This is a genomic window from Burkholderia anthinoferrum (assembly GCF_002925705.1).
GTDB classification, from domain to species: domain Bacteria; phylum Pseudomonadota; class Gammaproteobacteria; order Burkholderiales; family Burkholderiaceae; genus Burkholderia; species Burkholderia semiarida.
In genome coordinates this window covers 180,279-193,662 of sequence record NZ_LFZP01000041.1, presented here as the reverse complement: position 1 = coordinate 193,662, position 13,384 = coordinate 180,279, and the positions used below count along the sequence as shown (strand labels likewise).

13 protein-coding genes, 4 tRNA genes and 1 pseudogene are annotated in these 13,384 nt (G+C 65.4%); 8 read left to right on the top strand and 10 right to left on the bottom strand.

Annotated elements, in window-relative coordinates; translation table 11 throughout:
- The first annotated feature begins 6 nt into the window (after nucleotides 1-6).
- Nucleotides 7-210, top strand: coding sequence for a DNA-directed RNA polymerase subunit omega (gene rpoZ / locus C5F75_RS14180; protein WP_006025620.1), 204 nt, complete (start codon nucleotides 7-9; stop codon nucleotides 208-210).
- 63 nt (nucleotides 211-273) lie between these two features.
- Nucleotides 274-2,640, top strand: coding sequence for a RelA/SpoT family protein (locus C5F75_RS14175; protein WP_027783823.1), 2,367 nt, complete (start codon nucleotides 274-276; stop codon nucleotides 2,638-2,640).
- Nucleotides 2,641-2,825: 185 nt separating this feature from the next.
- Here the strand turns inward: C5F75_RS14175 and C5F75_RS14170 are convergent.
- From C5F75_RS14170 to C5F75_RS14160, 3 genes are all read right to left on the bottom strand, one after another.
- Nucleotides 2,826-2,902, bottom strand: a tRNA-Arg gene (locus C5F75_RS14170).
- Between the two features lie 66 nt (nucleotides 2,903-2,968).
- A tRNA-Arg gene (locus tag C5F75_RS14165) sits at nucleotides 2,969-3,045 on the bottom strand.
- 66 nt (nucleotides 3,046-3,111) lie between these two features.
- A tRNA-Arg gene (locus C5F75_RS14160) sits at nucleotides 3,112-3,188 on the bottom strand.
- 129 nt (nucleotides 3,189-3,317) lie between these two features.
- Between C5F75_RS14160 and greB the strand changes: the two genes are divergently transcribed.
- Nucleotides 3,318-3,881, top strand: a complete 564-nt coding sequence (gene greB, locus C5F75_RS14155) for a transcription elongation factor GreB (protein WP_006486618.1) — start codon at nucleotides 3,318-3,320, stop codon at nucleotides 3,879-3,881.
- A gap of 82 nt (nucleotides 3,882-3,963) precedes the next feature.
- On the opposite strand, the gene C5F75_RS14150 is transcribed toward greB, so the two are convergent.
- Nucleotides 3,964-5,109, bottom strand: a complete 1,146-nt coding sequence (locus tag C5F75_RS14150; RefSeq protein ID WP_059898421.1) for a porin — start codon at nucleotides 5,107-5,109, stop codon at nucleotides 3,964-3,966.
- Nucleotides 5,110-5,606: 497 nt separating this feature from the next.
- Nucleotides 5,607-5,873, bottom strand: coding sequence for a hypothetical protein (locus C5F75_RS14145; protein ID WP_059574101.1), 267 nt, complete (start codon nucleotides 5,871-5,873; stop codon nucleotides 5,607-5,609).
- Nucleotides 5,874-6,267: 394 nt separating this feature from the next.
- On the opposite strand from C5F75_RS14145, the gene C5F75_RS14140 reads away from it, so the two are divergent.
- Nucleotides 6,268-6,471 carry a cold-shock protein gene (locus tag C5F75_RS14140; protein WP_006476615.1) on the top strand — a complete coding sequence of 68 codons (204 nt, stop codon included), beginning with the start codon at nucleotides 6,268-6,270 and terminating at the stop codon, nucleotides 6,469-6,471.
- 141 nt (nucleotides 6,472-6,612) lie between these two features.
- Entirely contained in the window at nucleotides 6,613-7,740 is a 1,128-nt protein-coding gene (locus C5F75_RS14135) for an exonuclease domain-containing protein (protein WP_059574100.1), read from the top strand.
- A 33-nt stretch (nucleotides 7,741-7,773) separates the two neighbouring features.
- Here the strand turns inward: C5F75_RS14135 and C5F75_RS14130 are convergent, their stop codons facing one another.
- Both C5F75_RS14130 and C5F75_RS36765 read right to left on the bottom strand, forming a co-directional pair.
- Nucleotides 7,774-8,364, bottom strand: a complete 591-nt coding sequence (locus C5F75_RS14130) for a chorismate mutase (protein ID WP_059574099.1) — start codon at nucleotides 8,362-8,364, stop codon at nucleotides 7,774-7,776.
- A gap of 223 nt (nucleotides 8,365-8,587) precedes the next feature.
- Complete coding sequence (locus C5F75_RS36765) at nucleotides 8,588-8,692, bottom strand: chorismate mutase (RefSeq protein WP_162484450.1); 105 nt, start codon at nucleotides 8,690-8,692, stop codon at nucleotides 8,588-8,590.
- 239 nt (nucleotides 8,693-8,931) lie between these two features.
- On the opposite strand from C5F75_RS36765, the gene C5F75_RS14125 reads away from it, so the two are divergent.
- The 3 genes and pseudogenes from C5F75_RS14125 to C5F75_RS14115 all read left to right on the top strand — a co-directional run.
- Nucleotides 8,932-9,321, top strand: a complete 390-nt coding sequence (locus C5F75_RS14125) for a DUF2946 domain-containing protein (protein ID WP_059574097.1) — start codon at nucleotides 8,932-8,934, stop codon at nucleotides 9,319-9,321.
- Between the two features lie 128 nt (nucleotides 9,322-9,449).
- Entirely contained in the window at nucleotides 9,450-11,813 is a 2,364-nt protein-coding gene (locus C5F75_RS14120) for a TonB-dependent receptor (RefSeq protein ID WP_059574096.1), read from the top strand.
- Between the two features lie 92 nt (nucleotides 11,814-11,905).
- Nucleotides 11,906-12,088 (top strand): annotated as a pseudogene (locus tag C5F75_RS14115) (TlpA family protein disulfide reductase); the annotation flags it as partial.
- Nucleotides 12,089-12,168: 80 nt separating this feature from the next.
- Here C5F75_RS14115 and C5F75_RS14110 read toward each other — a convergent pair.
- The 3 genes from C5F75_RS14110 to C5F75_RS14100 all read right to left on the bottom strand — a co-directional run bounded on the left by C5F75_RS14110 (nucleotide 12,169) and on the right by C5F75_RS14100 (nucleotide 13,372).
- Nucleotides 12,169-12,423, bottom strand: coding sequence for a GlsB/YeaQ/YmgE family stress response membrane protein (locus C5F75_RS14110; RefSeq protein ID WP_006476609.1), 255 nt, complete (start codon nucleotides 12,421-12,423; stop codon nucleotides 12,169-12,171).
- Between the two features lie 137 nt (nucleotides 12,424-12,560).
- Complete coding sequence (locus C5F75_RS37525) at nucleotides 12,561-12,902, bottom strand: hypothetical protein (protein WP_316252116.1); 342 nt, start codon at nucleotides 12,900-12,902, stop codon at nucleotides 12,561-12,563.
- A 394-nt stretch (nucleotides 12,903-13,296) separates the two neighbouring features.
- Nucleotides 13,297-13,372: transfer RNA gene (locus tag C5F75_RS14100), tRNA-Thr, on the bottom strand.
- Nucleotides 13,373-13,384: the final 12 nt, after the last annotated feature.

The following is a 13,384-nucleotide window of genomic DNA, read 5'->3' as shown; positions in this document are numbered from 1 at the left end:
ACCAACATGGCTCGCATTACCGTCGAAGACTGCCTGAAGCAAATCCCGAATCGCTTCGAACTGGCGCTCGCCGCCACCTATCGCGCGCGGCAGCTCGCGCAAGGCCATACGCCGAAAATCGAAAGCCGCGACAAGCCGACCGTCGTCGCGCTGCGCGAAATCGCTGCCGGCCAGGTCGGCGTCGAGATGCTGAAGAAGGTGCCGGTGTAACGCGCATCCGGCCCGTTCCAGCCATGTAGTCCACGCGCGCAACGACTCGACCTGGAGGCGAATATGAGCACCACCCCATCGTCCGCCTCCGCGGATCCGACCACCGAAGCCACGGCTCAGTCGCCTGCGCGCCAGTACATCGACGCGGTCCTCGAACAATCCTTCCGGCATCTGTTCGGGCCGACCGCCACCCCGGAGCAGCCGCGCAAGCACGGCGTCGTTTCGATCGCGAAACTGACGGCCGCGCTTGCCGAGTATCTCGCTCCGGACGAAATCAAAGAGGTCAAGGCGGCGTTCCACTTCAGCGACGAAGCCCACCTCGGTCAATATCGCCAGAGCGGCGAACCCTACATCACCCATCCCGTCGCCGTCGCGGAAATCTGCGCCGGCTGGAAGCTCGACGCGCAGGCCGTGATGGCCGCGTTGCTGCACGACGTGATGGAAGACCAGGGCGTGACCAAGAACGAGCTGGCCGAGCGGTTCGGCCCGAAGGTCGCCGAACTGGTCGACGGCCTGTCGAAGCTCGACAAGATGGAATTCCGCAGCCGCGAGGAAGCGCAGGCGGAAAACTTCCGCAAGATGCTGCTCGCGATGGCGCGCGACGTGCGCGTCATTCTCGTGAAGCTCGCCGATCGCCTGCACAACATGCGCACGCTCGGCGCGGTACCGATGGAAAAGCGCCGCCGCGTCGCGCGCGAAACGCTCGACATCTACGCGCCGATCGCACACCGGCTCGGGTTGAACAACACGTATCGCGAGCTGCAGGACATGAGCTTCGCGAACTTCAACCCGCATCGCTACGCGACGCTCGAGAAGGCCGTGAAGGCCGCGCGCGGCAATCGCCGCGAAGTGATCAGCAAGATCCTCGAGGCCGCGCAGCGTGCGATGGCCGACGCGAAGATCGACGCCGAGATCACCGGCCGCGAGAAGACCATCTACAGCGTCTATCGCAAGATGCGCGACAAGCAGTTGTCGTTCTCGCAGGTGCTCGACGTGTACGGCTTTCGCGTCGTCGTCGACAGCCCGCTCGACTGCTACACGTGCATCGGCGCGCTGCACGCGCTGTACAAGCCCGTGCCCGGCAAGTTCAAGGATTACATCGCGATCCCGAAGATCAACGGCTATCAGTCGCTGCACACGACGCTCGTCGGCCCGTTCGGCGCGCCGATCGAGTTCCAGGTGCGCACGCGCAAGATGCACGAGATCGCCGAGGCGGGCGTCGCCGCGCACTGGCTGTACAAGAACGGCAGCGCCGATCTCAGCGACGTGCAGAAGCGCGCGCACCAGTGGCTGAAGTCGCTGCTCGACATCCAGAGCGAAGCGGGCGATTCGAGCGAATTCCTCGAGCACGTGAAGATCGACCTGTTCCCCGACGCGGTCTACGTGTTCACGCCGAAGTCGAAGATCATGGCGCTGCCGCGCGGTGCGACGGCGCTCGATTTCGCGTATTCGATCCACAGCGATCTCGGCAACCAGTGCGTGGCCGTGAAGATCAACAACGAGCTGCTGCCGCTGCGCACCGAGCTGAAGAGCGGCGACATCGTCGAAGTGATCACCGCGCCGTATTCGAAGCCGAATCCCGCGTGGCTCGGCTTCGTGCGTACCGGCAAGGCGCGCTCGGCGATCCGCCACTACCTGAAGACGATGCGCCTGAACGAGTCCGTGCAGCTGGGCGAGCGGCTCGTCGACCAGAGCCTGAAGGGCTATGGCCTCGCGCTGGCCGATGTCGAGCCGGAAGTGTGGGAGAAGCTCGTGCAGTGGACGGGCAACAAGAGCCGGCAGGAAATCTTCGCGGACATCGGCCTCGGCCGCCGCGTCGCCGCGGTGATGGCCAAGCGCATCGAGGTGCTGATGAGCGGCCGCGACGCGGACGACGATCTGCCGAAGTCCGAGCGGCATCCCGCGCATCATGCGCCGCCGGTCGTGATTACCGGCACCGAGGGGATGTCCGTGCAGTTGTCCGCATGCTGCCGACCGATCCCGGGCGACGCGATCATGGGTTACATCGGCATCGGTCTGGGCATGGCGATTCATACGACGGATTGCCGTGTCGCGCAGCGCATCCATCGCCGCGATCCGGGCCGCTGGATCGACGTCGAATGGGCGCCGCAGCCGGGCCGCCTGTTCGATGTCGCGGTGAAGGCGCTCGTGAAGAACACGAAGGGCATCTTCGCGCGCGTCGCGGCGGACATCACGTCGGCCGACGCGAACATCGTCCATATCGCGATGGACGAGGATCTGACCCACGAATCGACGGTGCTGCGCTTCGTGATCCAGGTCAGCGACCGCGTGCATCTCGCGAACGTGATGCGGCGCGTGAGAACCAATCCGGACGTGATGCGGATCATGCGAGAGCGCTCGACCGACGACGGGGCGCATGCGCGCCACGACGGTGGCATGCGCATCGAGCGCGAGCGGCAGGATTACTGACATTCACGCGCCCCTTCGCGGGGGGAGTGCGGTGATCCACGGACGGCGGCCAATGGCCGCCGTTTTCGTTGAGGCGGGCGAAACTGCACGCGACGTTTGCCGAAGGCGTGCGAGGCGATGGTGCGGACGAGGGGAGGCGGGCGCAAAAAGAAAAAGGGCTTTCCCGGAGGAAAGCCCTTTTAAGGTGGCGCGGCTGGCAGGATTCGAACCCACGACCCCTTGGTTCGTAGCCAAGTACTCTATCCAACTGAGCTACAGCCGCACGCAACAACACACTTCTACTGCTTCGAACTGAAAGGGCCTTCGGTTCGGAAGGCCCCCAAATAAGTGGCGCGGCTGGCAGGATTCGAACCCACGACCCCTTGGTTCGTAGCCAAGTACTCTATCCAACTGAGCTACAGCCGCACGCAACAACACACTTCTACTGCTTCGAACTGAAAGGGCCTTCGGTTCGGAAGGCCCTCGAAAAGGTGGCGCGGCTGGCAGGATTCGAACCCACGACCCCTTGGTTCGTAGCCAAGTACTCTATCCAACTGAGCTACAGCCGCACGCAGAAGCGGAAGTATAGCAGAGTCGTATAAAAAGGGAAGCCTTATTCGCGAATTTGGTGCGATGGCCTTGGCCGGGCGCCCTTCGTGTACCCTTGGAGCATCAGTCATTCACGTTGAATCCGCATCATGAACAAGGCGTTTGTCAAAGAGTCGGACGGTGACGACGACGATCTCGACCCGGCTCAACCCGCGATTCCGGCGGGCGCGAAGAACTACATCACGCCGGCCGGCCACAAGCGGCTGAGGGACGAGCTGCTGAACCTGATCGACGTCGAACGTCCCGAGGTCGTGCGGCTCGTGTCGTGGGCGGCCTCGAACGGCGACCGGTCGGAGAACGGCGATTACATCTACGGCAAGCGGCGGCTTCGCGAGATCGATCGCCGCATCCGCTTCCTGACGAAGCGGCTCGACCTCGCCGAGGTCGTCGACGCGAGCCGGCAGGAGAACGTCGACCAGGTATTCTTCGGCGCGACGGTCGATTACGAGACGCCGGACGGCGAGGACCACACGGTGACGATCGTCGGCATCGACGAGGTCGATCTCGACCGCGGCTGCGTCAGCTGGATTTCGCCGGTCGCGCGTGCGCTGATCAAGGCGAAGATCGGCGATACCGTCACGCTGATGACGCCGGCCGGCCCTCAGCCGATCGACATACTCGACGTCCGGTATCCGGCGCGCGGCGACGCCTGAGCGTCGGCCGGCGCGACGCGGCAAAGCAAAAGCGCCCCGTCGGGGCGCTTCGTCTTTCCGCGTACGGCGATGTGCCGGTCGCTCAGAAGCGATGGCGCAAGCCGGCCGTGACCGCGATCTGCTTGTTGGTCGACGATGCGGCGCCCAGCCCGTTGATGTTGGCGCCGAGGTCGAGCCCGTCGCTGTTGACCTTCTGGAACTCGCCCTGCAGGTACACGTCGGTGCGCTTCGACAGCGCGTAGTCGGCTTGCAGGTTGAACTGGTGCCAGGTCGGCTTGTCGCCGGACAGGCGGCCCTGCGTATACGTGTAGGAGCCGGCGAGCGACAGGGCCGGCGTCAGCGCGTAGCGGCCGTTGACTTCGTAGTTGCTGAAGCGGCCGCTGTCGCCAAGGCCCGTGATGCCGCCCGTCACGCCCGATTGGCCGGCGCTGATCGCGCGCAGGCCGCTAAGGCGCGTCTGCGTGAACACGAAGCCGACCGTCGCGGGGCCGAACCCGTAATTCAGGCCGGCGCCCCAGGTACGCTGCACGCGCGACGCGAAGGTCCAGTCGCCGGTGACCGCACCCGGATCGGAGGCGGCCTGCGCGAGCGCGTTGACGTCGCTGTTCAACTGCAGGTAGGCCGCGGCGAAATTGAAGCCGAGGTAGCTGTACGACACGCCGCCGCTATACGCGCGGTTGTTCGCGAACGCCGACGAATTCGAGAACCCGTACAACGCACCGAACTTGAGGCCGCCGTAGTTGGCGCTCTGGTACTTGACCGAGTTGTTGATCCGGAACGAGTTGTTCAGGTTGTCGTTGTCGAACGGGTGGGCGAACTGGGTGCCGCCATACTGGGTACCGGTCAGCGACAGCGGCCCGAGATAGTCGACCACGCTGTCGTATTGACGGCCCAGCGTCAGCGAGCCGTAGGTGGTGTGCGCGAGGCCCACGAACGCCTGCCGGCCGAATTCGCGGCCGTTCTGCTTGAGCGTGCCGTTGTTGATGCCGAAACCGTTTTCCAGCGTGAAGATAGCTCTCAGGCCGCCGCCGAGATCCTCGGTGCCGCGCAAGCCCCATCGGCTGCCGTTGATCGAACCGCTCGTTTCCTGCCAGGCGCTGTGGCCATGCTGATTGTTCGTGTAGGTGATGCCTGCGTCGATCAGGCCGTACAGCGTCACGCTGCTTTGCGCATGGGCTGCGGTGACGAATACACCCGACAACGCGGCGACGATCAAGGTCTTTTTCATGGATCTGTCTCCAAACAGGATGTCGATCGAACCTGCGGCGGACTGGCCGTGTTCGCCTGACGCCGTAGTCGCTCCGGCGGCGCGGCCGTGCGATCGTCAGAAAGCCACCTTCAGTGTATGAAGGGCGTCGAGCGAGGGCGGCTGGCGCTTTAAGAAATAATGTATTTTGGAATCCGCAAAAATCGACGGGTGCGCGCGAACGCTTGTCCCGCAAGGATCTGCGGCGGTGCAGCGAAAGGAAGCAGCAATGGGAACGACGTAACGGGCGTTGCGCGGCCGCGACAGACAGTCAGCAGCGAGCGGGGGCTTCTATAGCGCGATTATTGACACATCGGCAATAGAGGTTTGTGTGGAGCATGGATAATGAAAGGTAGTTCTCTCGCTATACTGCGATCTCTGCTTTCCGAAGCAGACTTTTTCGTTGACGGAAAAGATCTCCAAACCTTTGTCGGCGCGACTTCCCAGTCGCGCTTTTTTTTGCCCCGCTGCGCGGTGCGCTACCGCGTGTACGAGCGGCGCTTGCGCTTGCCTGCAGGCGCGGCTTCTTCTGCTTCGATCGGCGGCGGCGTGTAGGTCCAGTCTTCCATCACGTAGTGACGGGCATCCAGAGGCGATGCGAGCAGGTTCTGCCAGTGATCGCCGTGCCACGTCATATCGAATTCGGCGTCGCACGGCGCTTCGCGCGCGGACTCGGCCAGGGCGCGGGACTTGCGACGTACGCGCCCGAGCCGGCTCGCGAAGCGCTTGATTCCGTCCAGCCACATGACCCTCTCCTTCCTTTCGGCGTTGCTTCAGGATCGCAATGTCTCCGCATTTCCGCAACCCGGAAAAAACCCGAGGATTTTACCGGGTCGATTTGTCCCCGGTAGAAATTTCGCGCCCGATGATTATCGAGGATCCGATCCCGGTAATGTTGACAGGTTTTTGATGCGAATCAATTAATCAAGGATGATGGTGTACCGATTCCAGCGGTATTAGCATCTTTTCGATAAAGCACACGTCAAAAATTTTCTTGACGCACCCGGATTGTCCAATTTATAAAGTCAGCACTCCGTCCTCGGGCGGCGTGCCGGTGCGGATGCCGGCGCAATGTTTCGGGATTTCGGGTAACGGCTATAAAAATAGCTTTTTTGATCTTATCGAGTGGGGAACGCAGACATGGATACCGGTATCGTGAAATGGTTTAACGATGCTAAAGGTTTTGGGTTTATTACGTCGGACAATGGCGGTGAAGATTTGTTTGCGCACTTTTCCGAAATCCGGATGGACGGCTTCAAGACGCTGAAGGAAAACCAGCGTGTTTCGTTCGACGTCAAAGTCGGGCCGAAAGGCAAGCAGGCAGCGAATATCCAGGCGGTCTGACGCGCCTCGCATTGCCGATCACGTCCGGCCCCCGCATCGCGGGGGCTTTTTGTTTTCCGGGGACGGAGCATGCCGGCTCGGGCTGGCCGCGAGTACGCATGCCGGTGCATACTCACGAAAGCACCGTTTCCCAGTCTTTTCATGTCCGATTCCCGTCCGCCCGATCCCGCCAGCGAACAGCCGCTAGTCTTCGTCGACCTTGAAACCACCGGCGGCTCGTCCGCCGACCATCGCATCACCGAAATCGGCGTGGTCGAAATCGGGCCGCTCGGCGTGTCGACGTGGTCGAGCCTCGTCAATCCGGGGCAGGCGATTCCGCCGTTCATCCAGCAACTGACGGGCATCTCGGACGCGATGGTGCGCGATGCGCCGACGTTCGCGTCGCTCGCGCCGGCGCTGTTCGAGCGGCTCGACGGCAAGCTGTTCGTCGCGCACAACGCGAGCTTCGATCGCGGCTTCCTGCGCGCCGAATTCGAGCGAGCCGGGCTCGCCTTCAATCCCGATGTGCTCTGTACTGTAAGGCTGTCGCGCGCGCTGTTTCCGCGCGAATCGCGGCACGGGCTCGATGCGTTGATCGAGCGGCATGGGCTCGTGCCGGCCGCGCGCCACAGGGCGCTGGCCGATGCCGACCTCCTCTGGCAGTTCTGGCGCCAACTGCACGACATCGTGCCGCTCGAGCGGCTGCGCGACCAGATCGCGCGGACGACGCGCCACTTCCGTCTGGGCGGCGACCTGACCGAGGCGTGGCTGGATACCGCGCCGGCAGGGTGCGGCGCGTATGCGCTGTTCGGCGAGCGCGACGAAGCGCTGTATGTCGGCCGCAGCGTGCGCGTGCGGCAGCGGCTGCGCGCGCTGCTGACCGGCGAGCGCCGGTCGTCGAAGGAAATGCGGCTGGCGCAGCAGGTGCGGCGCGTCGAGTGGCGCGAGACCGGCAACGAGCTCGGGGCGATGCTTGCCGAAGCGCAATGGATCGCGCGGTTGCGTCCGTCGTACAACCGGCGCCCCGCAGCCGACGCCGCTCGCGCGGGCGGTGCGCCCTGGCCGTTCGACGGCGCCGTCGCGTTCGAGGCGAACGGCGAGCGCCGCCTGTTTCACGTGATCGACGGCTGGTGCTATCTCGGTTCGGCGGAATCGCTCGATGCGGCCGCGCGGCTCGTGGCCGACACGGCGGGCGGGGCGTTCGAACCCTTCACCCATCGCCTGCTGCAGACGCATCTCGCGCGCGGCTTGCAGATGATTCCGCTCGCGGCGCTCACGCCGGCCGATTGAGCGCGGCGGCCCGGGTCCGTCGCCTCGCCTGCGTCAGCCGATCGCGCTGGCCCCGCCGGCGGCGCACACGTGTGACAGCGCGGTATCGAGGGCCTGCGTCTGCCTCGAATCGTAACGCGTGAGCGTCTTCCAGTTCGCGATGCTGCGCGCGAGCCGCGCCTGGCAATCGGGCGCCTCGCGCAGCGGGGCGACCTGCGCGAGACCGGCGAGCATTTTCTGCGTCAGCCGGTCGAGTGCCGGCCGCGTGCTGGTCGCGAGGTCGGGCGGCGTGCCTTCCGGCGGCCGCGTCGTGCGCCAGGTCGCGAACAGTGCGTTCTGCACGTCCTTGCTCGCCGTGATCTGATCCTCGAAGAAGGTTCGGGCAAACGCGGGATCGACGCCGGCCTGGACGGCGCGTTTTTCGACCGCGGTGAGCAGCGCCGCTTCGCGCGGCTGGTCCTCGATGGCCTTGTGATTCGCCCATTTCCATCGCGCGACCGGTTCGGCGAGCGCGAGCCGCTGCGACGCGAGCGCGACGATGTTGGTGAGGGCGGTGTCGTCGCCGTCTGCACGGGCGGTATGCGGGGAGAAGAGGGCGACGCCGAGCGCGGCGACAGCGAGGCTGGCACGAATGGCTTGCTTCATCGGAACGATCGGGAGAGCCGGGCGGGCCGGACGTGGAAAACCAGAAGGATAGACGAAGACAGTCGCGCGGCGTAGCGTCGCGACAGCAGAATCAGCAGGCGAGCCGATCCGGCACCGTCAGGCTGTTGCGGCCCGGGTGCGAGGCGAATGGCGCGCGAGGCGCACGGATGAACCGCACGATAGCGATGATCGACACGTGGCGGTTACAGAACCGAACTGACGTTCACTTCGGCGAGTACAGCTTGTGCTGCTCGTCGAAGAATGCCCGAACGTGCTCGGGCAACTCGGCGAGGAATTCCACGCCGACGGGTTCCGGATCCGGGCTCATCACTTGCTCGGGTGGTGGCATGCGAGTTGGTCTTTCGTCCATGATCGTTTCTCCAGCAGGTTCAATGATTATCAACCTCGCGCTCGGATTTATGCCAGCGTCGAATCGTTAGATTTTGTCTCTGTTGTATTAACGGCACATGCGCTCCGACGCGCGGTGCGATGCCCGGTATGGCAACCGCGCGATCGGCAACGATCGGGCCGCTTGCTATACTTGCGCGCACTTTTTCCTGGACCGCGATGAGACGAACGACGCGATGGATCGGCCTCGTATGGCTGGCGCTGGTACTGAACGTACTGTCGCCCGTCGTCGGCTACGCGCGTCTTGCGTCGAACGGCTCCGGCACGCTCACGCTCGAGTTGTGCAGTGCAGCGGGCGCCCGTCAGGTCGTGCTCGCGCAAGCGGGCGACGACCGCGACACGTCGTCGTTCGACCACGCCGGCGTCCCGCATTGCGTGTACTGCCCCGGCTTCGCGGCGAACGTCGCGCTGGGCGCGAGCCTGCCCGCGATGCCGGGTTTCGTGCGCACGTTCGCGTATCGGGTGGCTGCGCCGCTCGTTCCCGACGTGCGCTGCAAGGGCATCCGTCTCGCGCAGCCGCGCGCCCCGCCTGAAAACGTTCCGGTCTGATTGATGTCGTCCGCGCGCCCTGGTGGCGTGCGAGCCGCCCGCGGCCCCGGCCCGCGCGTCGCGTCGTTCGTGCGCGATTCGCGCCCCGGTGTCCGGCGGCGTCCGATCACGTTTTCAGGAACTCACTCATGTCGTCTCCCCTTGCCGCGCGGCCGTCGCGCGGCCAGCTCGCGCTCGCATGCGCGGCCGCTTTCGCATGGCCGGCCGCTTACGCGGCTCCAGCCGACGATGTCCGTGCCGAGGCCGCCCGCGGCGGTCACGCCGATCGTCCTGCCGCCACCGCGCCGGCCTCCGCCGGTGTCGCCGCATCGGCCCCGCCGGCCGGCGAGACGCTGTCCGCCGTCAGCGTGACCGCGCAGCGGCAACCCGTCGATCCGGATACGCCGGCCGTCGTCACGTCGATCACCCGCGAGCAGATCGATGCGCACACCAACGTCACCACCGAGGACGCGCTGAAGTACGCGCCGAACCTGATGATTCGCAAGCGCTACATCGGCGACCGCAATAGCGTATTCGCAGGCCGCGACTTCAATGAACTGCAGAGCGCGCGCGGGCTCGTCTATGCCGACGGCGTGCTGCTGTCGAACCTGCTCGGTTCGAGCTATGCGTACCCGCCGCGCTGGTCGCTGATTCCGCCCGACGACATCGCGCGCGTCGACGTGCTCTATGGCCCGTTTTCCGCGCTGTATCCGGGCAACTCGATCGGCTCGACCGTGCTGCTCACCACGCGCCGTCCGGAACAGCTCGAGGCGTCGCTGTCGACGCAGTTCTTCACGCAGCGTTACCACGACGGCTACGGATTCGCGGACAGCTTCGGCGGCAATCACCAGACCGCGCGGATCGCGAACCGCGTCGGCCGGTTCTGGTTCGCGCTGTCGCTCGACCGGCTGGAAAACGACGGCCAGCCGATGCAGTATGCGAGCCCCAATTCCGCCTACAACCCGAAGCTGGGCGCCGCCGTCCCGGTGGCGGGCGCGGCGACCGACATCGGACCCAACGGCAAGCGGCGGACCATCGTCGGCGCGCAGACGATCGAGCGGACCGAGCAGCTCAACGAGACGGTGCGGATGGGCTATGCGTTTTCCGATCACGTCGATGCGACGTTGACGCTCGGGCATTGGGAGAACCATTACCGGCAGCACGGCGAGACCTTCCTGCGCGACGCGACGGGCAAGCCGGTCTACGGCGGCAACGTGTCGATCGGCGGCCAGAACATGACTGTCGCGCCGAACGCGTTCGCGCCGCAGCGCGGCGACCAGGAGAACTGGCTGTACGCGCTCGGGTTGAACGGCCGGCTCGATTCCGGCTGGCGGCTGTCGGGCGTCGTGTCCGCGTACGACGTCTCGCGCGACGTGCTGCGCGCGGCCTCGACCGTGCAGGGCGGGGCGGGTACGCTGTTCGAGGGCGACGGCACCGGCTGGCGCACGCTCGACCTGAAGGCCGAGGCGCCGGAAGTGAAAGGCCATACGTTCACGTTCGGCTATCACTACGACAACTACTTCCTGCGCAACGCCACGTACAACACGGCCGACTGGCTGGCCGGGCCGACCACGTCGCTCGCGAGCGTCTATCGCGGCGATACGCGCACGCAGGCGCTGTTCGGGCAGGACGCGTGGCGCTTCGCGCCGGGCTGGCTCGCGACGCTCGGGCTGCGCTACGAGCGCTGGGACGCGTATGGCGGCGCGCTCGGCAATGCGAACGGCACGCTCGGCTATGCGGACCGGAGCGCGAACGCGCTGTCGCCGAAAGTCGCGCTGCAATGGGACGCGACGGATGTCTGGCGCTTCCGGCTGTCGTTCGCGACCGGCACGCGGTTTCCGACGGTCGGCGAGCTGTTCCAGGGCACGATTTCGAATAACGCGATCGTCAACAACAACCCGAACCTGCGGCCGGAAAAGGCGATCGACTGGGATTTCACGGCCGAACGCGACGTGGGTGTCGGCGTCGTGCGCGCCAGCGTGTTCCAGAGCGACCTGCGCGATTCGATCTACAGCCAGACGACGGTGGCGGGTGCGACCACCGTCACCAACGTGTCGAACGTCGACCGCGTGCGCGTACGCGGCGTCGAACTCGCGTTCAGCGGCGAGAACGTCGGGCTGCGCCGGCTGAACATCGACGCGAACGTATCGGCGAGCAACGCGCAGATTCTCGCCGATGCCGCGAACCCGGCCTACGTCGGTTCGCGCTTTCCGCGGATTCCGCGCATGCGCGCGAACCTGCTCGCGTCGTATCGCTTCGACGAGCACTGGCTGGCGAGCGTCGGCGTGCGCTACTCGGGCCGTCAGTTCAACACGCTCGACAACAGCGACGTGAATCCGGACGTCTACGGTGGCACGAGCTCGTTTACGGTCGTCGATCTGAAGGCGCGCTACCGCTTCGATCGTCACTGGAGCGCGTCGGCGGGCATCGACAACCTGACGGACCGCCGCTACTACGTGTTCCACCCGTATCCGGGCCGCACGTTCTATGGAGAACTGAAGTGGTCGCTGTGAAACCGTTCGCGGCAGGCTGCGCGCCGCGGCTCGCGACGCCGTCGTCCGCCGGCGCGCACGAGGCGCTCGGCGGGCCGAAAGCCGCCGATTCGCAGGGCGTGCAGTATGCGAACGCGGAGCCGATACCCCAGCGGCTGCGGGTGGCGCTCGATGCGCAATGGAGAGGGGAGATGCCGCGCACCCTGTGGATCGGGTGCGATGGTGTGCGTGAAGCTTGCAGCGGATTGCGGAGGGCCGACGTGCTCGACGGCGGCTTGCGGCACGCGAAGCGTTGACGGAGCCGGTGGCGCGCGGCGAACGCGCCGCGCGCCGGCCCGATGCGAAAACGCGCCCGAAGGCGCGTGGAGAGAAAACGTCAGGCCGCTCGCCTGAATAGGCGGATCACGAACAGCAGGATCACCGCGCCGATGACCGCGACGATCACCGAGCCGATGAAGCCGCTGCCGATGCTGATGCCGAGCAGTCCGGCAAGCCAGCCGCCGATCACCGCGCCGACGATCCCGACGATGATGTCGACGATCAGCCCGAAGCCGCCGCCCTTCACGAGCAAGCCGGCAAGCCAGCCGGCGATCGCGCCGATGATGAGCCACATAATCAAGCCATGAGTCATGGTGGTGCTCTCCTTGGGTTGAGTCGAAATGACCGGGCACGGGCGGTCGCGCGCCGCAAGCTGGTTGAAAGCGGCTGCGGCCGCCGCACCGCCCACGCAATGTAACGCGATAGGCGGGTCGGAATCGTTAAGTAATGTTATGCACCCTTAAGGAGATTTTCCAGGGAGATTTGTCTGCGTACGGCTCGATTCGTGCGCGCACCGCGCATGGCGCGCGGCCAAGCCGGTCTGCAGGAATGAGGCACGGCCGAAAATGCGTCGATCGGGCGCATCGTGGCGTGCATGGGCACCTCGGGCCGTCCGTCGGCAGCGTCGGCTGTCAGCCGCGCAACGGTGGCGGCATCGCCGATCGCCTCGATCGCCAGTGTGAAACGGGCTAGCAAGGGCGAGCAAGAGCGACGTATCGGCTTCACCGATCCGGGGCATCGTTTGGCCCGCGCGGCGGTGTAGAGGGCGTCGCATTCGGCGTCCGTCGTCATTCGGTGTCCTTACTAATTGGCATTGGTCGAAGTAGGTGGATGGAGCGCGATCGAGCGCGGCGGCCATGTCGTCGGTGTGCGAGGCGTGCCGGCGGCCGGGCACGTGATAGATGATGCTGTTGCTTGCGCCGTACAGGTCGGACAGCCGGCCGTCGGGGCCATGGCCGCCGCGGGCCGAGCCGCTGCGCACCGCGATGGGTGATCGATACGATCGGCTGGCCGCCGCCGAGTGGGGAGAAGTCGTGCGGGAGGTGTCGGCGAGGTGGCGCAGATAACGGCCGCCGCGAGGATCGCGCGCTGCGCGATCGGCAGGGCGTCGTCGACCGGCCTCACGATTTCGGCGCCGGAAAAGAGAAAAGGTCTGACAAGCGATGCTTGTCAGACCTTTATGTCTTGGTGCCGGAGATAGGAGTCGAACCTACGACCTTCGCATTACGAATGCGCTGCTCTACCAACTGAGCTACACCGGCAGCAGAGAAATG